The organism is Pseudomonas sp. KH_024_B2, assembly GCF_057839965.1.
Genome location: NZ_CM174502.1, coordinates 930,583 through 951,679 on the forward strand (window position 1 = coordinate 930,583; position 21,097 = coordinate 951,679).

Annotated in this window: 17 protein-coding genes; 8 read left to right on the forward strand and 9 right to left on the reverse strand. The window is 59.4% G+C overall.

Translation table 11 applies throughout. The features are described 5' to 3' along the window. Positions 1-2 precede the first annotated feature (2 nt). The 4 genes from AC3I0A_RS04350 to lpxC all read left to right on the forward strand — a co-directional run bounded on the left by AC3I0A_RS04350 (position 3) and on the right by lpxC (position 4,429). The gene (locus AC3I0A_RS04350; RefSeq protein WP_489376405.1) at positions 3-869 is read left to right on the forward strand and encodes a cell division protein FtsQ/DivIB; all 867 of its coding nucleotides are present in this window, start codon (positions 3-5) and stop codon (positions 867-869) included. A gap of 14 nt (positions 870-883) precedes the next feature. After that, on the forward strand, positions 884-2,146 hold the full coding sequence (gene ftsA / locus AC3I0A_RS04355) for a cell division protein FtsA (protein ID WP_489376406.1): 1,263 nt from the start codon (positions 884-886) through the stop codon (positions 2,144-2,146). 71 nt (positions 2,147-2,217) lie between these two features. Then, positions 2,218-3,405, forward strand: a complete 1,188-nt coding sequence (gene ftsZ / locus AC3I0A_RS04360) for a cell division protein FtsZ (protein WP_489376407.1) — start codon at positions 2,218-2,220, stop codon at positions 3,403-3,405. A 112-nt stretch (positions 3,406-3,517) separates the two neighbouring features. Further along, a complete protein-coding gene (gene lpxC, locus AC3I0A_RS04365; RefSeq protein WP_489376408.1) occupies positions 3,518-4,429 on the forward strand; it encodes a UDP-3-O-acyl-N-acetylglucosamine deacetylase in 912 nt (303 codons plus the stop codon). A 202-nt stretch (positions 4,430-4,631) separates the two neighbouring features. Here the strand turns inward: lpxC and AC3I0A_RS04370 are convergent, their stop codons facing one another. The 5 genes from AC3I0A_RS04370 to AC3I0A_RS04390 form a co-directional block, all read right to left on the reverse strand. Continuing rightward, entirely contained in the window at positions 4,632-6,125 is a 1,494-nt protein-coding gene (locus tag AC3I0A_RS04370) for a GGDEF domain-containing protein (protein WP_489376409.1), read from the reverse strand. Positions 6,126-6,286: 161 nt separating this feature from the next. Further along, positions 6,287-7,651 carry a heavy metal sensor histidine kinase gene (locus AC3I0A_RS04375; protein ID WP_489376410.1) on the reverse strand — a complete coding sequence of 455 codons (1,365 nt, stop codon included), beginning with the start codon at positions 7,649-7,651 and terminating at the stop codon, positions 6,287-6,289. Beyond that, a complete protein-coding gene (locus AC3I0A_RS04380) occupies positions 7,641-8,315 on the reverse strand; it encodes a heavy metal response regulator transcription factor (RefSeq protein ID WP_489376411.1) in 675 nt (224 codons plus the stop codon). The genes AC3I0A_RS04375 and AC3I0A_RS04380 overlap by 11 nt, the downstream gene beginning before the upstream one ends. Before the next feature lie 9 nt (positions 8,316-8,324). Further along, positions 8,325-11,420, reverse strand: a complete 3,096-nt coding sequence (locus tag AC3I0A_RS04385; protein ID WP_489376412.1) for a multidrug efflux RND transporter permease subunit — start codon at positions 11,418-11,420, stop codon at positions 8,325-8,327. Next, on the reverse strand, positions 11,417-12,586 hold the full coding sequence (locus AC3I0A_RS04390; RefSeq protein ID WP_489376413.1) for an efflux RND transporter periplasmic adaptor subunit: 1,170 nt from the start codon (positions 12,584-12,586) through the stop codon (positions 11,417-11,419). The genes AC3I0A_RS04385 and AC3I0A_RS04390 overlap by 4 nt, the downstream gene beginning before the upstream one ends. 227 nt (positions 12,587-12,813) lie before the next feature. On the opposite strand from AC3I0A_RS04390, the gene AC3I0A_RS04395 reads away from it, so the two are divergent. The 3 genes from AC3I0A_RS04395 to AC3I0A_RS04405 all read left to right on the forward strand — a co-directional run bounded on the left by AC3I0A_RS04395 (position 12,814) and on the right by AC3I0A_RS04405 (position 15,394). Next, complete coding sequence (locus AC3I0A_RS04395; protein ID WP_489376414.1) at positions 12,814-13,071, forward strand: hypothetical protein; 258 nt, start codon at positions 12,814-12,816, stop codon at positions 13,069-13,071. A 256-nt stretch (positions 13,072-13,327) separates the two neighbouring features. Next, the gene (locus tag AC3I0A_RS04400; protein ID WP_489376415.1) at positions 13,328-14,521 is read left to right on the forward strand and encodes a transporter substrate-binding domain-containing protein; all 1,194 of its coding nucleotides are present in this window, start codon (positions 13,328-13,330) and stop codon (positions 14,519-14,521) included. A gap of 30 nt (positions 14,522-14,551) precedes the next feature. Then, on the forward strand, positions 14,552-15,394 hold the full coding sequence (locus AC3I0A_RS04405; protein WP_489376416.1) for a type 1 glutamine amidotransferase domain-containing protein: 843 nt from the start codon (positions 14,552-14,554) through the stop codon (positions 15,392-15,394). Between the two features lie 39 nt (positions 15,395-15,433). Here AC3I0A_RS04405 and AC3I0A_RS04410 read toward each other — a convergent pair whose 3' ends face one another. From AC3I0A_RS04410 to norR, 4 genes are all read right to left on the reverse strand, one after another. Further along, a complete protein-coding gene (locus AC3I0A_RS04410; RefSeq protein WP_489376417.1) occupies positions 15,434-16,183 on the reverse strand; it encodes a YkgJ family cysteine cluster protein in 750 nt (249 codons plus the stop codon). 244 nt (positions 16,184-16,427) lie between these two features. Next, positions 16,428-16,910 (reverse strand): GNAT family N-acetyltransferase, encoded by a 483-nt coding sequence (locus tag AC3I0A_RS04415; RefSeq protein WP_489376418.1) that lies wholly within the window; start codon positions 16,908-16,910, stop codon positions 16,428-16,430. 3 nt (positions 16,911-16,913) lie between these two features. After that, positions 16,914-17,816 (reverse strand): chemotaxis protein CheV, encoded by a 903-nt coding sequence (locus AC3I0A_RS04420; RefSeq protein ID WP_489376419.1) that lies wholly within the window; start codon positions 17,814-17,816, stop codon positions 16,914-16,916. A gap of 236 nt (positions 17,817-18,052) precedes the next feature. Continuing rightward, the gene (norR, locus tag AC3I0A_RS04425; protein WP_489376420.1) at positions 18,053-19,609 is read right to left on the reverse strand and encodes a nitric oxide reductase transcriptional regulator NorR; all 1,557 of its coding nucleotides are present in this window, start codon (positions 19,607-19,609) and stop codon (positions 18,053-18,055) included. A gap of 156 nt (positions 19,610-19,765) precedes the next feature. Here norR and hmpA point away from each other — a divergent pair, with 156 nt between their 5' ends. Next, positions 19,766-20,947 (forward strand): NO-inducible flavohemoprotein, encoded by a 1,182-nt coding sequence (gene hmpA, locus AC3I0A_RS04430; protein ID WP_489376421.1) that lies wholly within the window; start codon positions 19,766-19,768, stop codon positions 20,945-20,947. The last annotated feature ends 150 nt before the right edge of the window (positions 20,948-21,097 follow it).

Genomic DNA, 21,097 nt, shown 5'->3' on the forward strand with positions numbered 1-21,097 from the left:
CCATGCAAGGCGCCCAGCTACGCCATCCGCAACCCGCTCCCGGCCGCAAGCCGGTGCCGCGTGGTGCCAGTCGTATGGTGGCTAAAGAGCCGATGTCGGCGCGCCTGCCGAAAGCCAATTTTGGTTTCCTCAAGGCCGTGTTCTGGCCGGTTCTGCTGGTCGCATTGGGCTTCGGCACCTACGAAGGCGCGCAGCGTTTGCTGCCTTATGCAGACCGGCCGATCAGCAACGTCAACGTGCAGGGCGATTTGAGTTACATCAGCCAGCAAGCGGTGCAGCAGCGAATCGCCCCTTACGTGGCCTCGAGCTTCTTCACCGTCGACCTGGCAAGCATGCGTACCGAGCTTGAAACGATGCCATGGATCGCCCATGCCGAAGTGCGTCGCGTCTGGCCTGATCAAGTGGTGATTCGCCTGGAAGAGCAACTGCCCGTGGCCCGCTGGGGCGACGAAGCACTGTTGAACAACCAGGGTGAAGCGTTCACCCCGCGAGAGCTGGCGAACTACGAACATTTGCCTCAGTTGTTCGGCCCACAGCGGGCCCAGCAACGAGTGATGCAGCAGTATCAGGTGTTGAGTCAGATGCTCAGGCCCATGGGTTTTTCGATTGCGCGGCTGGAGTTGCGTGAACGTGGGAGCTGGTTTCTGACTACGGGTGCAGGCAGCGCCGGCCCGGGGATCGAGCTGTTGCTGGGACGCGGTTACCTGGTGGAAAAGATGCGCCGCTTCATTGCCATCTATGACAAGACGCTGAAAGAACAGATTACGAACATTGCGCGCATCGATCTGCGCTATGCCAACGGCCTCGCCGTCGGCTGGCGGGAACCTGTAGCGCCCGAGGCGGCCCAACCCGCCGTCGCGAAGAATTGAGAAGAGGCAGGACCATGGCAAACGTGCAAAGCGGCAAAATGATCGTCGGTCTGGATATCGGCACCTCCAAGGTGGTGGCGCTGGTGGGCGAGGTCGCGGCCGATGGCACGCTGGAAATCGTCGGTATCGGCACCCATCCGTCCCGCGGCCTGAAAAAGGGCGTGGTGGTGAATATCGAATCCACCGTGCAGTCGATCCAGCGCGCTATCGAAGAAGCGCAACTGATGGCCGGTTGCCGCATTCACTCGGCGTTCGTCGGCGTGGCGGGCAATCACATTCGCAGCCTGAATTCCCACGGCATCGTGGCGATTCGTGATCGCGAAGTCAGCTCTGCGGATCTGGAGCGGGTTCTCGACGCGGCCCAGGCCGTGGCGATTCCGGCGGACCAGCGTGTCTTGCACACCCTGCCGCAGGATTACGTGATCGATAACCAGGAAGGCGTGCGTGAGCCGCTGGGCATGTCCGGCGTGCGTCTGGAAGCCAAGGTGCATGTGGTGACCTGCGCCGTGAATGCCGCACAGAACATTGAAAAATGCGTGCGCCGCTGCGGTCTGGAAATCGACGACATCATCCTCGAGCAACTGGCCTCCGCTTATTCGGTCCTGACCGATGACGAGAAAGAACTGGGCGTGTGCCTGGTGGACATCGGTGGCGGCACCACTGACATCGCGATCTTCACCGAAGGCGCGATTCGTCACACCGCGGTGATCCCGATTGCCGGTGATCAAGTGACCAACGACATCGCCATGGCGCTGCGCACTCCGACCCAGTACGCCGAAGAAATCAAGATTCGCTATGCCTGCGCCCTGGCCAAACTGGCCGGTGCCGGTGAAACCATCAAGGTCCCGAGTGTCGGCGATCGTCCGCCACGCGAGCTGTCCCGTCAGGCCCTGGCCGAAGTGGTCGAGCCGCGTTACGACGAACTGTTCACGCTGATCCAGGCCGAGCTGCGTCGCAGCGGCTACGAAGACCTGATTCCGGCCGGCATCGTGCTGACTGGCGGTACGTCGAAGATGGAAGGCGCGGTTGAACTGGCCGAAGAGATTTTCCACATGCCGGTCCGCCTTGGCGTGCCCCATGGCGTCAAAGGCCTCGACGATGTCGTGCGCAACCCGATTTATTCCACCGGTGTGGGCTTGCTGATGTACGGGCTGCAAAAGCAGTCCGACGGCGTGTCCTTCTCCGGGATCAGCAGCAACCGAGACAGCTACAGCAGCGACGAGGCCAAGACGCCTCTGTTCGATCGTCTCAGAAGCTGGGTTCAGGGCAACTTCTAAAGATTTACAGCAAGACAGTTTCAAAGCAGCAGCAGTAGGCGAAAAAACTAGAGAACGTAAGGAGAGGGAAAATGTTCGAACTCGTAGACAACATCCCGCAAAGCCCGGTAATTAAAGTTATCGGTGTCGGCGGTGGCGGCGGCAACGCTGTCAACCATATGGTTAAAAGCAACATCGAAGGCGTGGAATTCATCTGCGCCAACACCGACGCGCAAGCGCTGAAAAGCATCGGCGCACGGACCATCCTGCAATTGGGCACTGGCGTGACCAAGGGCCTGGGTGCCGGCGCGAATCCGGAAGTGGGTCGTCAGGCCGCTCTGGAAGACCGTGAGCGCATTGCCGAAGTGCTGCAGGGCACCAACATGGTGTTCATCACCACGGGCATGGGCGGCGGTACAGGTACCGGTGCTGCGCCGATCATCGCCGAAGTGGCCAAGGAAATGGGCATCCTCACCGTTGCGGTGGTGACTCGTCCGTTCCCGTTCGAAGGTCGCAAGCGCATGCAGATCGCAGACGAAGGCATCCGCCTGCTGTCTGAAAGCGTCGACTCGTTGATCACCATTCCCAACGAGAAACTGCTGACCATCCTGGGTAAAGACGCGAGCCTTCTGTCGGCTTTCGCCAAGGCTGACGATGTACTGGCCGGTGCCGTTCGCGGTATCTCCGACATCATCAAGCGTCCGGGCATGATCAACGTCGACTTCGCTGACGTGCGTACCGTGATGAGCGAAATGGGCATGGCGATGATGGGCACTGGCTGCGCCAGCGGTCCGAACCGTGCACGTGAAGCGACTGAAGCGGCCATCCGCAACCCGTTGCTCGAAGACGTGAACCTGCAAGGTGCACGCGGCATCCTGGTGAACATCACCGCCGGTCCTGACCTGTCCCTGGGTGAGTACTCCGACGTGGGTAGCATCATCGAAGCCTTCGCTTCCGAGCACGCAATGGTCAAGGTCGGTACTGTTATCGATCCGGACATGCGCGACGAACTGCACGTGACCGTGGTTGCCACCGGTCTGGGCGCGAAAATCGAGAAGCCTGTGAAGGTCATCGACAATACCGTTCATACCTCCATGGCCGCTCAATCGCCAGCACCTTCGCGCCAGGAGATGCCGTCGGTGAACTACCGCGATCTGGACCGTCCAACCGTGATGCGCAATCAGGCTCAGGCCAGTGCTGCGACCGCGGCGAAGCTGAATCCGCAAGATGATCTGGACTATCTGGACATCCCGGCATTTCTGCGTCGCCAGGCCGATTGATGGAATGTATCAGGGGTATTAGGGTGATTGGTGTTCAGCAAAGGTCTGGTCTGCTATCATCGCCAGCCTTTGTTGATACCAGTTCGCAATTTGCGCTGAAGCGGCCCAAGCCATGATTAAACAACGCACTCTGAAAAATATTATCCGTGCCACAGGTGTAGGTCTGCACTCCGGGGAGAAGGTATATCTGACTCTCAAGCCTGCGCCTGTAGACACCGGCATTGTGTTTTGTCGTGCCGACCTGGACCCTGTGGTGCAGATTCCTGCTCGCGCGGAAAACGTTGGTGAAACCACTATGTCGACCACACTGGTCAGCGGTGACACCAAAGTGGACACGGTGGAGCACTTGCTCTCGGCCATGGCAGGCCTGGGCATCGATAACGCCTACGTCGAGCTCTCCGCGTCCGAAGTCCCGATCATGGATGGTAGTGCCGGACCCTTCGTATTCCTGATTCAATCTGCCGGCCTGGAAGAACAGGACGCAGCCAAGAAGTTCATCCGCATCCTGCGTGAAGTGACTGTGGAAGACGGCGACAAGCGCGCCACTTTCCTTCCTTTCGAAGGCTTCAAAGTGAGCTTTGAGATCGATTTCGATCACCCGGTGTTCCGTGACCGCACTCAAAGTGCCAGCGTGGATTTTTCCAGCACTTCGTTTGTAAAAGAAGTCAGCCGCGCCCGGACCTTTGGTTTCATGAGTGATATCGAGTACCTGCGCAAGCACAACCTCGCACTCGGCGGTAGCGTTGAAAACGCCATCGTGGTCGACGCGGATGGTGTACTGAACGAAGACGGCCTTCGCTATGAAGACGAATTCGTGAAGCACAAGATCCTCGATGCAATTGGTGACCTCTACCTGCTGGGCAATAGCCTGATAGGTGAGTTCCGCGGCTTCAAGTCGGGGCATGCACTGAACAACCAGCTTCTGCGCAAATTGATTGAGCAGAAAGATGCGTGGGAAGTCGTGACCTTCGAAGATGCCAGCACTGCACCGATCTCTTACATGCGTCCGGTTGCGGCGGTGTAAGCAAAAAACCTCTCTAGTTTTTTAAAGGCTGCCTTCGGGTGGCCTTTTTTTATGGCAGCAGGAAAATGGGTGTTCGTCATGACGCCATCGCGAGCAGGCTCGCTCCCACATTGATCGATGTGAACACAGATTTTGTGTACACCAAAAATCCACTGTGGGAGCGAGCCTGCTCGCGATGGGGCCGGTACTCACAACGTGGATTTCAACCTGCCACCACCCGATTCCGTCCACTGTTTTTGGCCTGATAAAGCGCTTTGTCGGCGGCGAAGAGCAGCGTTTCCGGGCTTTCCTCAAACGCGCCTGACCAGCTGCTGAGTCCGATGCTGACGGTGATGGGCGAGTCGTCAGCGCTCACGGGCTCACCCTGTTCAACGGCAGCGCGGATACTCTCGGCAATGCGCGATGCGCCATTGCTGTCGGTTTCCGGCAGCACCACGGCAAACTCTTCTCCACCATAACGAGCCGCCAGATCGCCGGGGCGGCGTATGTTGTTTTTGATCACCCTGGCCACGGTGGACAGGGCTTCGTCGCCAAGTTGATGGCCGTGTTTATCGTTGAAGGCCTTGAAGTGGTCGACGTCGATCATGAGCACCGAAAGCGCGTGGCCCGAACGTTGCGCTCGGGCCCATTCAATATCCAGCGTCTGATCCAGGGATCTACGGTTGGCCAGCCCCGTCAAACCGTCGGTTGCGGCCAGTTGCGCGAGTTCCAGCTCGGCACTGTGTCGGCGTCGCAATTCGCGGCACAGCAGCCAGGTCAGCCAGAGCAGGCCAATGCACAACACACCCGTGGCACCGCTTACCAACACCGCTGTGCGTTTCCAGGAAGCAAATACTTCATCGATCGAGAGCGCTACCACGACGATCAACGGCAGATTGCCGACCCTGGAAAAGGTGTAAAGCCGCTGTTTGCCATCGCGGCTCGATACACTGGTGAAGCTGCCATTGCCCTCACGCAGAATACGCATGAAGTTGGGCCGGTTACTGAAATCCTTGCCGATCAAGTCATCGGCCAGGGGCGGTTGCTGGGCGAGCAGGAACCCACCGGTGCTGATCAGATTGACCGAGCTGTCTCGGTCGATACTCAAACTGCTGAACAGCTGATTGAAGTAGCTCAGGCGCATGGCCGCTTCGGCGACACCGAGAAATTCGCCCTGTTGCGACGAGAGGCGGCGGCTGAAGCTGATACGCCAGTCGTGATCGCCGCGTCTGGCCCTGAATGGCCGGCTGATAGACATTGCGCTATCAAGATTTTGTACATGGGACCGGAAGTACTCGCGGTCGGCGAAGTTACCCGGCTGCGGTTCGACTGATGCCGAGTCGGCGAGCACGTTACCGTGTTTATCGAGTAACAGAATCTCGCCCATATGGGGGGCGGCGATTGCTCGATCGAACAACAGCAGATGGCGTATTTGTGGGGAAACCAGCGTGAGGTCGGTGCGCTGCGAAGCGGCGATCAATCCCTGCAGGGACAGGTCATAAAGCTCGACATTGCGCAGCACGTCAGCGTCGATCAACTGCACAATGTTGGAGGCTGCACGCGTTGCGGACAGTTGGGCAGTGCCATGTTCGCGGATCAGCAGAAAGGTCACGATACTCAGAATGGCAATCACCGTCAGCGAACTGCCAAGAATCAGGATCCACTCCGACCGGCTGACGGGGGGCGGGGGACGGGATGTCGCACTGCTCACACTCATGGTTCTGACTTCTGCTGTCTGGACGGTATTAAATTGTTGCGAGGGAAGCGGGCAGACTGACAGAGACCGGTTGCACCTATGGCGCATGTATAAATCCCGCGCATGAAAAAGGCCAGCAAAACGTGCTGGCCTTTTGCTGCGACTGCGGCAAACAGGGCGAACTAAACCGGCAGATAGATACCAAATGTATTCATCCCGCCGTCACTGCGCACAAACACATCGCCGCCATGCATCAAGGCGATGGCTTTGACGATGGCCAGCCCCAGGCCATGGTTGGCGCCGCTGTTGCTGCGTGAGGCGTCGACCCGATAGAAGCGTTCGAACAATCGCGACAGGTGTTCGCTGGCGATGGCCTCGCCGGGGTTGGCGACGCCGATGGCGACCTGATGTTCCTGCGCGTCGATCTGCACGCGAATGACCTGCCCGGGCGCGGTGTATTGCACCGCATTGTTCAGCAAATTGATCAGCGCCCGACGCAGATGAGCTTTCTCGATTTGCACATTGGCGTCGCCGCTGACTTCGACTTTCACCTGAGCGTCTTCAAGGATGAAGTCCAGGTAATCCAGGGTCGTTGCGACTTCATCGGCCAGCGACGTCGTGGTCAGTTGGGTGGCTTTGCTGCCCTGATCGGCACTGGCCAGAAACAGCATGTCATTGATGATCGACCTCAGTCGCTCAAGCTCTTCGAGGTTCGATTGCAGGACTTCGAAGTAGTGTTCGGCCGAACGCCCGCGCGTCAGCGCGACCTGGGTCTGGCCGATCAGGTTGGTCAACGGCGAGCGCAATTCATGGGCCACATCGGCATTGAACGACTCAAAGCGTGAATAGGCTTGCTCCACCCGTTCCAGGGTCGAGTTGAAGGCGCTGACGAATTGATTGAGTTCCGGCGGCAACGGTGACAGCTGCAGGCGCCCGGAGAGCCGCGGCGGGGTCAGTCGTTGCGCCTCCTGGGAGAGTTTGATCAACGGTTTCAGACCGATCCGTGCCACCCAGTAACCCAGGGCCGAGGACAGTAATACACCGATAATGGCCAGGCTGATCAGGGCGACCAGCAGGTGATGCTGGGTCTGGAAGAAGGTCTCGGTGTCGATGCCGATCAGAAAGCGTAGTGGCGGTCGCTGGTCCTTGGCCGGCAGTTGGCTGACCAGCACTTTCAACGGGTACTTGTGGTCTGGCAGGGTCAAGTCACGCATGCCCAGCGGTCCTTGGGCGAAGGCGCGAATCTGCGCATCCGGGGCGCCATATTCATAACCGGCGTCACCACTGACGACCCAGAAACGGATGCGTTTGTCTTCTTCGCTGAGCAGATTGAGCTTGGCGTTGATCTTCGCCCAATGCTCGGGTGTGCCGTAACGGTTGAGGGCTGATTCCAGCACGCTGTAACGCGCATCCAGCTCGGCTTCGGGCAGCAGGCCCAAACCCTTGTCGACCTGTTGATAGAGCGCACCACCGATCAACAGAAACACCAGCAGTGCCACCAGCGTAAACATGCCGCTCAGGCGTAACGCAATGGAGTTAGACACCACGGCTCTCCAGCACATACCCCATGCCGCGAATGGTGTGCAGCAGTTTCTCTTCAAACGGCCCGTCGAGCTTGGCCCGCAGGCGTTTGATCGCGACTTCGACGACATTCGCGTCGCTGTCGAAATTGATGTCCCAGACCATCTCGGCAATGGCGGTTTTCGAGAGGATTTCGCCTTGGCGCCGGGCCAGCACGCTGAGCAGCGAAAACTCCTTGGCGGTCAGGTCCAGTCGTGTGCCGGCCCGGCTGGCCTTGCGGCTGATCAAATCTATCCACAGGTCGGCGATGCTGATCTGCACGGGTTCATGACCGCCGCTGCGGCGAGTCAACGCTTGCAGGCGTGCGACCAGTTCAAGGAAGGAAAAGGGTTTACCCAGATAATCATCGGCACCGTCGCGCAGGCCTTTGATCCGGTCTTCGACGCGCTCGCGGGCGGTGAGCATGATCACCGGGGTTTGCTTGCGCGCACGCAAGGCGCGCAGCACGCCAAAGCCATCGAGGCCTGGCAGCATTACATCAAGCACGATCACCGCGTAGTCGCTTTCCAGCGCCAGGTGCAAACCTTCGACGCCATCCCGGGCCAGGTCCACGGTGTAGCCCTGTTCGGTCAAACCACGGTGCAGGTAATCCGCGGTTTTTTCTTCGTCTTCGATAATCAGAACGCGCATGACCCCGCCTCAGTAAGTGCTCGCCAGCGTCGGGGCTGGTCTGGGCCGATGGAATAGCCGCTCAAGCCACAAGTATATGACCGGCGTGGTGAACAGGGTCAGCGCCTGGCTGACCAGCAGCCCGCCAACCACCGCGATCCCCAGTGGCTGGCGCAGTTCGGCGCCGGTGCCATAACCGAGCATCAGCGGCAGGGCGCCGAGCAGCGCGGCGAGGGTGGTCATCATGATGGGCCTGAACCGGGTGAGACAGGCCTGGTAGATGGCGTCTTCCGGTGTCAGCCCACCTTTGCGCTGGGCGTCGAGGGCGAAGTCGATCATCAGGATGCCGTTCTTCTTGACGATCCCGATCAGCAGCACCAGACCGATCAATGCCATGACCGAGAAGTCCTGGCCCCAGATCCACAGCATCAGCAGGGCGCCAAGACCGGCCGAGGGCAGGGTCGAGATGATTGTCAACGGATGCACGAAGCTCTCATAGAGCACCCCGAGAATGATGTAGACCGCCAACAGCGCCGCCAGAATCAGCCATGGCTGGCTGGCCAGCGAACTCTGGAACGCCTGGGCTGCGCCCTGGAAGTTGCCGATGATCGAGGCCGGCACGCCGATCTCGTTCTTCGCCTGGTTGAGCATGATCACCGCATCGCCCAACGCCACGCCGGGCGCAAGGTTGAACGACAGGTTGGCGGCCGGGAACATTCCGTCATGAGCAATGGACAGCGGCCCGACTGTGGGTGGATCGACCTTGGCCAATGCCGACAACGGCACCATCTCGCCACTGAGGGGCGAGCGCAGGTAGAAGTAATTCAGGCTTTCGGCCTTGCCGCGCTGCTTGGCGTCGAGTTCGAGGATCACATTGTATTGATTGGTCTCGGTCTGGAATTCGTTGACCTGACGCTGGCCAAACGCATCGTAAAGCGCTTGGTCGACATCGGTGGCGTTCAGGCCGAAACGCGCTGCCGCGCTGCGATCGATGCTGATATGGGTAATGCTGCCGCCCAGTTGCAAGTCGTTGGAAATATCACGGAACGCCGGGTTGGCCCGCAGTTTTTCCGTCAGGCGCTGGGTCCAGGTATTCAGGGTCGGTCCGTCGTTACTCTTGAGCACGTATTGGTATTGGCTGCGACTCGGCCCGGAGCTGAGGTTGATGTCCTGGCCGGCCCGCAGGTAGAGGACGATCCCCGGAATCCTCGCCAGTTGCGGACGGATCCGGTCGATGAACTGGCTGGCGCTGACATCGCGTTGGTTGCGGTCTTTCAAGGCGATCCAGAAGCGGCCGTTGGCGATGGTCTGGTTGCTGCCGCTCACGCCCACGGAATGGGAGAAGGTCTGCACCGCCGGATCGGCGCTGACGATTTTCGCCAGCGCCAGGTGTTTGGCCACCATGTCCGGGTAGGACACGTCGGCCGCCGCCTCACTGGTCCCGAGCACGAAACCGGTGTCCTGCACCGGAAAGAAACCTTTGGGAATGATCACGTAGCCGACAATCGCCATGGTCAACGTCAGGCCGAAAATCCCGAGCGTCAGCCGCTGGTGGGCGAGGGCGCGACGCAGGCCTTTTTCGTAGCGCGCCAGCAGTCGTTCGCCGAAGCCGGGTTTGGCGTGGGCATCGTGTGCCGGGGCTCGCATGAACAGCGCGGCCAGGGTTGGCGCCAGGGTCAACGACACCACCACCGAAATCAAAATGGTTGAGGTCGCGGTCAGGGCGAATTCCTTGAACAGCCGTCCGACCACGCCGCCCATGAACAGCAACGGGATAAACGCGGCTACCAGCGAGAAGCTGATGGACACCACCGTAAAGCCGATCTCGCCGGCACCCTTGATTGCCGCCTCGCGCATGCCGTCGCCGGCCTCGAGGTGCCGGTGAATGTTCTCTACGACGACTATCGCATCGTCCACCACAAAACCCACGGAGATCACGATCGCCACCAGGGTCAGGTTGTTCAGGCTGAAACCCATCACGTACATCAGCGCGAAACTGGCGATCAGCGACACGCCGAGCACGCTGGAAACAATCAGCGTCGCCGACCACTGGCGCAGGAACAGCGCCATTACCGCGATCACCAGCAACACGGCGATCAGCAGGGTGATTTCCACTTCTTGCAACGAGGCGCGGATGGTCTTGGTCCGGTCTGACAGCACAGTCACTTGCACCGTGGCCGGGAGCATCGCTTGCAGACGCGGCAGTTCAGCCTGGATGCGGTCGACAGTCGCGACGATGTTGGCGCCGGGTTGACGGAAGATCACCAGGTTCAACCCCGGTTGATCACCGGACCAGGCCTGAACGTAGGCGTTTTCCGAGCCGTTGATCACTCGCGCGACATCTTTGAGGTGGACTGGTGCACCGTCCTTGTAGGAGACGATCAACTGCCTGTATTCCTCGGGGTGAAACAGCTGGTCGTTGGTCGACAGCGTGGAAATGCTCGACGGGCCGTACAGCGCGCCCTTGGCCAGGTTCAGGCTAGCCTGCTGCAGGGCTATCCGGATGTCGGCCAGGGTCAGACCGATGGCCGCCAGTTTGTCTGGCGCGACCTGGACGCGGATGGCCGGGCGTTGCTGGCCAGTGATGTAGATCTGACCGACCCCGCCGATCTGGCTGAGCTGCCGCGCCAGCAGGGTTTCCACATAGTCGCTGAGTTCGGTACCGGGCATCTGCGTCGAGCTGATGGCGAGGATCAGCACCGGGCTGTCGGCCGGGTTGACCTTCCTCCAGGTCGGCAGGCTCGGCATGTCATTGGGCAGCTTGCCGGAGGCGGTGTTGATCGCCGCTTGAACTTCCTGGGCGGCGGTGTCGATGCTTTTTTCGAGGGTGAATTGCAGCGTCAGGTTGGTCGAGCCCAGGGCGCTGCTGGAAGTCATTTGGGTCATGCCGGGGATGGCACTGAACTGCACTTCCAGCGGCGTGGCCACCGAGGAGGCCATGGTCTGCGGACTGGCGCCGGGCAACTGCGCAGCGACCTGGATGGTCGGGAACTCCGCCTCCGGCAACGGTGCGATGGGCAGTCGCGGGAAGGCGATCAGCCCCAGCAGCACCAGAGCGAAGGTCAGCAGAAAGGTCGAGACCGGGTGGTCGATGCACCAGACCGAAACCGAGCCATGGCCTTTCATGGTTGCGGCTCCGTGTTCGCTGTTTGAGTAGCCTGCGGTGGCTCGCTGAGCACTTCGATCCTGGCACCTGCCTTGAGCCGCGATTGGCCGTCGCTCACCAGCACATCACCGGCGTTCACGCCTTTGATGATGTTCTGAGCAGTGTCCTGGTAGACCATTTGCACTGGCACCACTTCGACCTTGTCGGCGTTGACCCGGTAGACGAAATGCTGATCGAGTCCGCGTAGCACCACGGTGGGCGGCACTACCAGGGCATCTTTGTCGAGGGCGGTCTGGATCTTGATGGTCACCAATTGCCCCGGCCAGAGCTTTTGCCCGGCGTTGCTGAATTCGGCCTTGGCGCGGATGGTCCCGGTGTTGGCGTTGATCTGGTTGTCGATCAGGCTCAGGCGCCCTTCGCCGAGCAGGTCGCCGGTTTCACCATCGGTGTCGGCACCCATATAGGCGTTGACCTGGGCCTGGGTCTGGGCGCTGATCAATCTTTGCAGGGTTGGCAGCATGTGTTGCGGCAGAGAAAACTCGACGGCGATCGGGTCGATCTGGGTCACCGAGAACAAGCCTTGGGTATCGCTCATGCGCAGGAAGTTGCCTTCATCCACCGTGCGAATACCCACCCGGCCGGTGACTGGCGAGCGAATCTGCGTGTAAGACAGCTGAACTTGCGCGGCGTCGATGGCAGCCTGGTTGCCCTGTGCGGTGGCTTTCAACTGATTGACCAGTGCCTGTTGCTGATCATAGGTCTGCTTTGAGACGCCATCATCGACACTCAGCAACTTGTAGCGCTTGAGATTGACCTCGGCCACTTGCAGTTGCGCCTGGCTTTGCCCCAGCTGAGCGCGGGCCTGATCGAGGCTGGCGCGGATCGAGCGATCGTCGAGGGTGGCCAGCAGATCAGCGCTTTTTACCAGTTGTCCTTCTTTGACCCACAGTTTGGTCAGAATGCCGTCGACCTGCGGCCGGATGATGACGCTATGCAACGACAGCACCGAGCCGATGCCGCTGACATAGCGCGGCACGTCCTTTTGCTCGACGCTGATCACCCGCACAGGAATCGCGGTTGGCGCCGCCAGTCTGGTCGCTGCGGGCCTGGTCAAAAACACGGCAACCACTGCGGCCAAAGCGATCAGCAACCCTGCGATCAACACCGTTTTTTTCTGAATACGCATGCTTTCAGGACGCCAGAGCAAGTGTTCGAGGGATTTGGCCAGTATCAATGACTTACTTATAGTCCTCCAATCCGGTCAGCAAAGTGACTGCTAACTGACAGCGCTGTCAGCAATGGCTGACCATTCGTGCGCTGTGCAGGTTAAAGATCGCAGGCGCACAGGTATACTGCCGGCTTCTACGGCCTGTCACCCTGGCCGGAGCCATTTTTTGTACCCTTGGAGCTTTCATGACTTCCCGTAAACAACCGCCTGCTGCTGACGTCCAGAGCGACGAACAGGCTGACCTGCAAAACAGCGTCGACTCCAGCGCAGACACCGAAGACAAAGCCGCGATTCCCGCGTTCAAGTTCCCGTTCAAACCGGGCGAGCTTGCCGCGGCGAAGAACGCCAATCAGCCGTGGTACAAAAACGGCGCGAAGAACGGCCACACCAAAACCCCTGGCGCAGCGCCTCCCGGCACCCGTCGCTCGATGGGCAAGCGCTGATCCGCGCGGTTTTACCTGACCTTCCCCTTCGGGACAGTAACAAATCTGTCCCACTCCAGGCTTGCTCCTACAACAAATCCAGACTCTTCTCGTAGAGGACTCTACGGCTATTCGTTAAAAGTTCGTTGTCCGCTAAATGCCACTCATCAACGATGCATTTTGATATCCACTCATCATTTGCAGAGTGTCTCTAAAACCCTCTAAGGGTAGAGAAGGGCGTTGCGGGCTCCATTGATCTTTCTCGAAGGACGCCGCGATGAAGTTTGGAAAAACCTTAACAACCCTGCTTTTATCCATGACGGTGGGCGCCTTTGCGGCCCTTGCGGGAGAAAAAAAGCGGACCGAAATCCGCTTTGCAGTCGAGGCGTTAGTCCCGCCCTTCGAAAGCCGCAATGCTCAGGGTGAACTGGTCGGACTGAATATCGAGTTGGGTAATGCCCTGTGCGCCGAACTCGATGCTCGCTGTGTCTGGATCGATCAGGATTATGCCACCAACATTGCAGCGCTCGAGGCCGGGCGTTTCGACGCGATCATGCCGATGTCGGCCACGCCACTGCGTCGGCAGATAATCGACTTTACCGAGAATCTGTACCCGCTCAGCAATCGTCTGGTTACGCTCAAAGACGCAGGTTTACTGCCGGACGCGCAATCGCTCAAAGGCAAACGTGTCGGTGTATTGGCCGGTACGAGCCGGGAAGCTTATGCACAAGCCAGATGGGCACCTGCCGGGGTAATCATTCAGAGTTTCAAGTTCAATACCGAGTTGATCGACAGTCTTCTGGCTGGCGATATCGATGCGACGCTGCAAGACGCCATTGAAATCTCCGCTGCCTTACTGGATACGCCCCAAGGCCGTGCTTTCGGTTTTTCCGGGCCGGTGATTACCGACGAACTTCTGGGTAGCGGCGTGGCGATGGGTGTACGCAAGACCGATCCTGATCTGCGTGATGCCTTGAATAAAGCCCTTGCGGGTCTTAAACAAAACGGTAAGTACGATCCCATCATCAAACGTTATTTGTCTGAGCCCTCAGGTTCATCGACGGTTGTCGGGAGCGGTGCTGAGCCGGTCGCGGCAAACTCACTACAGTACAGTCCCGGGGGAAAAGATCAGCCTTTCTCGCAAGCCGTGCGGGTCGGCGAGATGCTGTACCTCTCCGGGGTTCTTGGTGTCGGTGCCAACGACAAACTGGTGACAGGAGGAATTCGCGCAGAAATGACCCAGACCATGAACACCCTGCGTGAGGTGCTGGAGCGTAATGGCTCTTCCCTTGATCAAGTGGCGAAGTGCACGGTCATACTTGCCGATATCAATGACTTCTCCGCAATGAATGACGTGTACGTCAGATATTTTCCTGCCGATCGACTTCCCGCCCGTACCACGTTCTCTACCCGGAAGCTGGTGCTGAACGCACGTGTCGAAGTTGAATGCCTGGCCGTTATCAAAGGCTAGGTTCACGCTCTCCAAATCGGTGGAACTACGATGAAGATACTAACGATGCTGGCGCTGACGGTCGTGCTCAACGTCATCAGCCTCGCTGCCCACGCCGCCAATGTGCTGGTGGTGTTATCCGATGCCGCACAACTTGACTTGAAGGACGGCAAGGTCACCCCAACCGGCTTTTTTTTCAACGAGTTGATGCAGCCGGTGAAACTGCTTCTCGATGCGGGTCATACGGTGACGTTCGCGACACCCCACGGCAAAGCGCCCAGCCTGGATCAAGGCTCTGTCAACAAGTCCTACTTCAACAACGATATTGACGCCTTTAATGCGCACAAGGCATTGCTGGACCGGCTCAAGATCACTTCACCGGGCGAGTCTCCAGTGATCAGCCTGTCCCGCGTAGAGCAGATGGGTTACGAGCGCTTTGATGCACTGTATATCCCCGGCGGCCGTGCGCCGATGCAGGACCTTACTCACAGCCCGCTATTGGGCAAGTTGCTGGCGAGCTTCCATACCCAGGGCAAACCTACCGCGCTGGTGTGCCATGGGCCTGCCGCGTTGCTCTCGGCGTTGCCTGATGCTGCAGGGTTTGTCGGTCAACTGGAGTTGGCAGGACACGTACAGGCGCGCCCTGACTGGATTTATGCAGGGTACAAGATGACTGTCATGAGTAATGTGGAAGAACGAATGGCTGAAGGTCGCCTCGGCGGAGGACAAATGAAGTTTTTCCCGCAGACGGCCCTGGAGCAGGCGGGTGGGCTATACAGCAGCAATATCGTGCCCTGGACGGCCAATATGGTGGTCGATCGCGAATTGATTACCGGTCAGAACCCCGCTTCGACGCTAGAGGTAGGGAATGAACTGTTGAAGCGCCTGAAATAATCGGGGTCAGTGCAGTCAGTGAAAGCACTGAGGCGAACCCTAGGCCGCCCGCAACGAAATAAACGCATAATTCACCGCTGCCACCGTCACCACCTGCGCTCCGGCTGCCAGCACCTGTTCGGCGATATCTTCCCCGGAAACATGGAACAGCCACTCGCTGGCCGAACTCACCGAGGGTTGCGCTTCAGCCTGCTCAATGGCAGTGGCAAAGGCCGTCATGTCCGGCAGGTAAGCGGTGAAGCCGTCGCCCTTGAGCGCGGTAGTGCGAATGCCCAACCGTTCGCAGATGGCTTCCTTGGTCTGGATGTCGTCCCGGTCAGCCTGACGTGAACGCTGGATCAGGTCGGCCAGTTCCTGGTCGACCAACTCACCACCGACAATCAGGTCCGGTCCTGTCTCCCAGGATTCTGGCGGGCATTCCTTGGCGGCTGGTTTGAGCGCAATGTGCGGATTGATTTCCATGGGGTAGATGCGACACACCAAAGGCCGGCGCTCATAGATCCGGCAGAGCTGATCTTCGTCAAGATTCCGGCAGGGGCCGACGTTGTACGCGGCGAAGGTGATCGCCACATAGGCTTCGATAGTTCCGCTGGGCACTACACAGGAACGTCGCTCGGCATGCTCACGTTGTTGCAACGGCAGACCGAGACCATTACCGAGAAAGCCTTCCACCAGCACGATCACATTGCCGCCGTCAGCCGCCCACTGCCGGGCTTCGGCGAGAGTCAGGGGTACGTGGTGGTCGGTGCAGCACTTGCCGCAACCTACACAGGAAAACGTTGTATTCATTGAACGGCCAGCCGCAATTGATAGGCGAGAGCGGTGACGGGAAATATCACAGGGTCACTGCAAAGGCCTGTCTGAAAGCAAGTTATGCGCCAGTGACAATCAGGGCGCAATTATGGCTTGGGAGCAGGGTTGATTTTGAGGACGCCTCGCGAGCAAGCTCGCTCCCACACTGGATCGAGCTCAACCAATTACTTTGTGTTCGCTGAGATCTAATGTGGGAGCGAGCTTGCTCGCGATAGCGGCATTACGCTGGAATGAGTTCTCTGAGTACCACGCGCATCCCTGCGCTTTCATACAAGCGCCGTGCCCGCTGGTTATCTTCCAGCACTTTCAGATCGACGAAACCTTCCCGACGCTGCTGAAACACGCTGAACGCATGCATCAGCAGCGCCCGCCCAAGCCCTTGGCCCTGAGCCCGCGGATGCACCACCAGATTTTTGATGTAGGCGCTGGTCCAGCAGTGGGCGACGCCGACAATCCCTTGTTCATCCATGGCGATAAAACACAGCGCCGGGTCATATTCGGCATCGATCTCGAAGCGTTCGCGCCAGATATCGAGTGCAGGTACGCGACCGCCGCCCTGTTGATTACCCAACTCCATCAACTCATGAACCGCCTCGGCAAGCTGCGGACGGTAATCGGTCAGGCGGATGCCGGTCGGCCAGGCGACGGGCGACAAAATCTCAATGAGATCGCGCCGCAGCAGTAGGCAGTAGTCCTCGGCCAAGACTCAAATACCCTGAGCCGCGACGGCTTTGGCGGCCTCGATCAGGCACCTGGTCAGTTCCGGCGAGGAGAACTTGGTCAGCACCGCGTTGGCTCCGGCCAGGCGGGCTTTTTCGCTGTTCATCGCACTGTCCAGCGAGGTATGCAGCAGTACGTAGAGGTGGGCGAAGTCCGGGGTTTCGCGCAGGGTTCGGGTGAAGGCATAGCCGTCCATCTCCGACATCTCGATGTCCGAGACGATCAGGTTGATCTGCTGATCGGTGCCCTGCAGGTCCAGCAGGCAGTCGATGGCTTCCTTGGCGCTGCGTGCGGTGTGGCATTGCAGACCGAGGTTGCGCAGGGTGTGCACCGATTGTTGCAGTGCCACCTGGCTGTCATCGACCACCAGGATTTTCGCGTTACCCAGCACTTCGGCGTCTTCCATGCTCAGCTCGGTCGGCGCCATTTCGATCTGCGCCGGGGCGATGCCGTGGATGACTTTCTCGATATCCAATACCTGCACCAGGGTGCCGTCGACCGAGGTCACGCCGGTGATGTACGACCTGACGCCGCCGGAGCCAAAGGGCGGTGGGCGGATGTCGGTGGTCAGGCAATGCACGATCTTGCTCACGGCCTGAACGTGCAGACCCTGCTTGGAGCGGCTGACGTCGGTGACGATCAGGCAGCCACCGTCCGGGTCGACCAGCGGCTTTTCACCAATCGCCCGGCTCAGATCGATCACCGACAACGAGGCGCCGCGCAGGGTGGCGATGCCTTTGACGTGCGGGTGCGACTCCGGCAGCCTGGTCAGTGGCGGGCAGGGGATGATTTCACTGACTTTCAGCAGGTTGATCGCCATCAGCTTGCCGCTGCGCAAGGTAAACAGCAGAAGCGAAAGTGAATCTGCGCGGGCTTTGGTGGAGGACATAAAAACCTTCTGTGGATAAGGTGGTTCACGGTAACGGGGCCGTGAACAGCTGTCGATGACGGGTTATCGACTTGTTGGGGGCTGGCTTTAGGGGTTAATACCAGTCAGTTGAGTATCTAGTGAATGTGAGACCGTCTTCGCGGGCAAGTCGGATCGCCGCACCGCCGCTCCCACAGGATGTCCGCGTTGCTTTGTGGGAGTCGGGCTTGCCCGCGAAGGGCACGGTGCCAAGCGTGTCACTTCATCCCCAACCTTTTCGCCATCCTTCCAAGATTCGCCCTGTCCAGGCCTAGCTCACGGGCGGCACTCGCCCAGTTGTTCCGGTGTCGCTCAAGGCTGGCGCTGATCAGCTGGCGCTGGTAGTTCTCGGTCGCCAGGCGCAGATCCCCGGCCGCGTCAGGCAAAACCATGGGGGTGGCGGCAGGCTCTGGCGGGGAAGCTTGTTCCTCGACATTCGGTAAATCCAGATCCGCCGCGCTGAGGCTAAGGATTTTCGGTCGCTCACGGCAATTGCCCAGCGCTTTCAGTGCGCTGCGGCCAATCAAATGTTCGAGTTCACGGACATTGCCCGGCCAGGCATAGGCCAGCAGCGCTGCTTGAGCATCGCTGGTCAGGCGCAGGCTGTTGAGGCCCATGCGCGAGCGGTTCTGCTCGAGGAAAAAGCCGCTGAGCAGCAGCACATCGCGGCCGCGATCCCGCAGCGCCGGCACCAGCAACGGATAAACGCTGAGGCGATGATAGAAGTCAGCCCGGTAGCGGCCGCTGCGCACTTCTTCGGCCAGATCGCGATTGGTCGCCGCGATCAGCCGCACATCCACTTGATGCTCCTTGTCCGAACCCAAGCGTTGCAGTTGACCGCTTTGCAGCACCCGCAGCAACTTGGCCTGCACCGCCAACGACAACTCGCCGACTTCATCGAGAAACAGCGTGCCGCCGTTGGCCAGTTCGAACTTGCCGAGACGGTCGTTCATTGCGCCGGTGAACGCACCGCGCACATGGCCGAACAGCTCGCTTTCCACCAGGGTGTCCGGCAGGGCGGCGCAGTTCAGACTGATGATCGGTTTGTCGGCCCGCGGTGAAGCTGCGTGAATAGCCTGGGCCACCAGTTCCTTGCCGACTCCGGTTTCACCGGTGATCAGCACTGTCAGGTCACTGCCGCCCACCAGGCTGATTTCTTCCATCAGGCGTTTGTGGGTTTTGCTTTGGCCGATCATTTCGCGGTTTTGCTGGCCGCTGGCCTGACGGTAAACCTCGGCGCGCTGATGTTCGTCTTCGACGCGCAGGGCCAGGCGTTCGATGCGTTCAGCAGCGTTGACCGTCGCGGCGGCGAGGCTGGCGAAGGCTTCCAGCGCGTCCAGTTCGACGGATTCGAAACGTTGCGGGTCCAGTGAATCGAGGGTCAGCAAACCCCAGGGGCGTTCGTCGATAAACAGCGGGCAGCCCATGCAGTCGTGGACTTCCAGGTGTTCGTCGAGACCGTCCACCAAACCGTCGTAAGGGTCCGGCAACTCGCTGTCGCTGGCGAAACGGGTCGGTCCGGGACTGCTGAGCAAAGCCTCAAAACGCGGATGTTCGCTGACCTTGAAGCGTCGGCCCAGGGTGTCCGGGCTCAGACCATCTACCGCCAAGGGCACCAGCCATTCGCCGTCGAGGCGCAAAAGGGCGGCGGCATCACAGGGCAACAGTGCGCGCATGGCTTCGAGCAGGCGCCGATAGCGCTCGCCCTCCGGCAATTCGCGGGACAGATCCGAGACCAGGGGGAGCAGGGCAGTGAGCAGCGGCTTTGCAGTCATATTGACTCCATGTAGTCTCAATGACTATAAAACAGTCATTGTCGATATGACTACTTGTTTCTCAACTAGTTGATTTATATGGTTTTAATTGTTGGCATGGAAACTGATAGGTAAAGGGTAATCAGCTAGAAACCAAAAAGCTCAGGAGTTGCCCTTATGCTTAGCGTTCAAGACCGTGCCATCGTCAAATCGACCGTCCCGCTGCTGGAAAGCGGTGGCGAAGCGTTGATCACTCATTTCTATCGCATGATGCTCTCCGAATACCCGGAAGTCCGTCCGATGTTCAACCAGGCCCACCAGAGCAGCGGCGATCAGCCTCGTGCGCTGGCTAACGGTGTGTTGATGTATGCGCGGCATATCGACCAGTTGGACCAGTTGGGCGATCTGGTGGCGAAGATCATCAACAAGCACGTTGCCCTGCAAATCCTCCCTGAGCATTACCCGATCGTCGGCAGCTGCCTGCTGCGGGCCATCAGCGAAGTGCTCGGCAGTGAGATTGCCACCCCTGAAGTCATGAGCGCCTGGGGCGCGGCCTATAACCAGTTGGCCGATATCCTGATCGGTGCCGAAACCGCTATCTACGACCAGAAGGCCGAAGCACCGGGCGGCTGGCGCGGGGAGCGGGAGTTCAAACTGGTGGCGCGGGTCGAGGAAAGCTCGGAAATCACTTCGTTCTACTTCGAACCTGCGGACAAAGGCGCGATCCTCGCGGCAGAGCCTGGCCAGTACATCGGCATGAAGCTGATCCTCGATGGCGAAGAGATTCGTCGCAACTATTCGCTGTCGGCCCTGGCTGATGCCGGTCAGTACCGCATCAGCGTCAAGCGCGAAGGTGGCGGTCGTGCCTCGAACTTCCTGCATGACCAGTTCCATGTAGGCGCGAGCATCATGCTGTTTCCGCCGGCTGGCGAGTTCACCCTGACTGCCAGCGACAAACCGCTGGTGCTGATCAGCGGTGGTGTCGGGATCACACCGACCTTGCCGATGCTTGAAGCAGCGCTGGCGACCAAACGCCCGGTGCACTTCATTCACTGCGCGCGTAATGGCGGCGTTCACGCCTTCCGTGATTGGGTCGATGCGCTGGCCGAGCGTCATCCGCAACTCAAGCGCTTTTACTGCTATGCCGAAGATGATGGCGTCAGCCCGGCGGCAGATCAGGTCGGGCTGTTGAGTCAGGAGCAATTGGCGCAGTGGTTGCCTGAGCAGCGCGATCTGGATGCTTACTTCCTCGGGCCAAAAGGCTTTATGGGCGCGATCAAGCGTCACCTCAAAGCCTTGGGTGTTCCGGAGAAGCAAAGCCGTTACGAGTTCTTCGGCCCGGCTGCGGTGCTGGAATAGCGCTCAAGCGCGGTGAGTCAGACTCACCGCGTCGTCCCTTTCGCGAGCAAGCTCGCTCCCACATTAGAACGGTGTCGTACACAGATTTTGTGTCCAGACACGGTCCAGTGTGGGAGCGAGCTTGCTCGCGATGACGTCATCAGCTTCAAC

Coding starts and splice junctions, on each gene's coding strand:
- AC3I0A_RS04350 (WP_489376405.1), top strand. CDS start 3: ATGCAAGGCGCCCAGCTACGCCATCCGCAACCCGCTCCCGGCCGCAAG.
- ftsA (WP_489376406.1), top strand. CDS start 884: ATGGCAAACGTGCAAAGCGGCAAAATGATCGTCGGTCTGGATATCGGC.
- ftsZ (WP_489376407.1), top strand. CDS start 2,218: ATGTTCGAACTCGTAGACAACATCCCGCAAAGCCCGGTAATTAAAGTT.
- lpxC (WP_489376408.1), top strand. CDS start 3,518: ATGATTAAACAACGCACTCTGAAAAATATTATCCGTGCCACAGGTGTA.
- AC3I0A_RS04370 (WP_489376409.1), bottom strand. CDS start 6,125: ATGAGTGTGAGCAGTGCGACATCCCGTCCCCCGCCCCCCGTCAGCCGG.
- AC3I0A_RS04380 (WP_489376411.1), bottom strand. CDS start 8,315: ATGCGCGTTCTGATTATCGAAGACGAAGAAAAAACCGCGGATTACCTG.
- AC3I0A_RS04385 (WP_489376412.1), bottom strand. CDS start 11,420: ATGAAAGGCCATGGCTCGGTTTCGGTCTGGTGCATCGACCACCCGGTC.
- AC3I0A_RS04390 (WP_489376413.1), bottom strand. CDS start 12,586: ATGCGTATTCAGAAAAAAACGGTGTTGATCGCAGGGTTGCTGATCGCT.
- AC3I0A_RS04395 (WP_489376414.1), top strand. CDS start 12,814: ATGACTTCCCGTAAACAACCGCCTGCTGCTGACGTCCAGAGCGACGAA.
- AC3I0A_RS04400 (WP_489376415.1), top strand. CDS start 13,328: ATGAAGTTTGGAAAAACCTTAACAACCCTGCTTTTATCCATGACGGTG.
- AC3I0A_RS04405 (WP_489376416.1), top strand. CDS start 14,552: ATGAAGATACTAACGATGCTGGCGCTGACGGTCGTGCTCAACGTCATC.
- AC3I0A_RS04410 (WP_489376417.1), bottom strand. CDS start 16,183: ATGAATACAACGTTTTCCTGTGTAGGTTGCGGCAAGTGCTGCACCGAC.
- AC3I0A_RS04420 (WP_489376419.1), bottom strand. CDS start 17,816: ATGTCCTCCACCAAAGCCCGCGCAGATTCACTTTCGCTTCTGCTGTTT.
- norR (WP_489376420.1), bottom strand. CDS start 19,609: ATGACTGCAAAGCCGCTGCTCACTGCCCTGCTCCCCCTGGTCTCGGAT.
- hmpA (WP_489376421.1), top strand. CDS start 19,766: ATGCTTAGCGTTCAAGACCGTGCCATCGTCAAATCGACCGTCCCGCTG.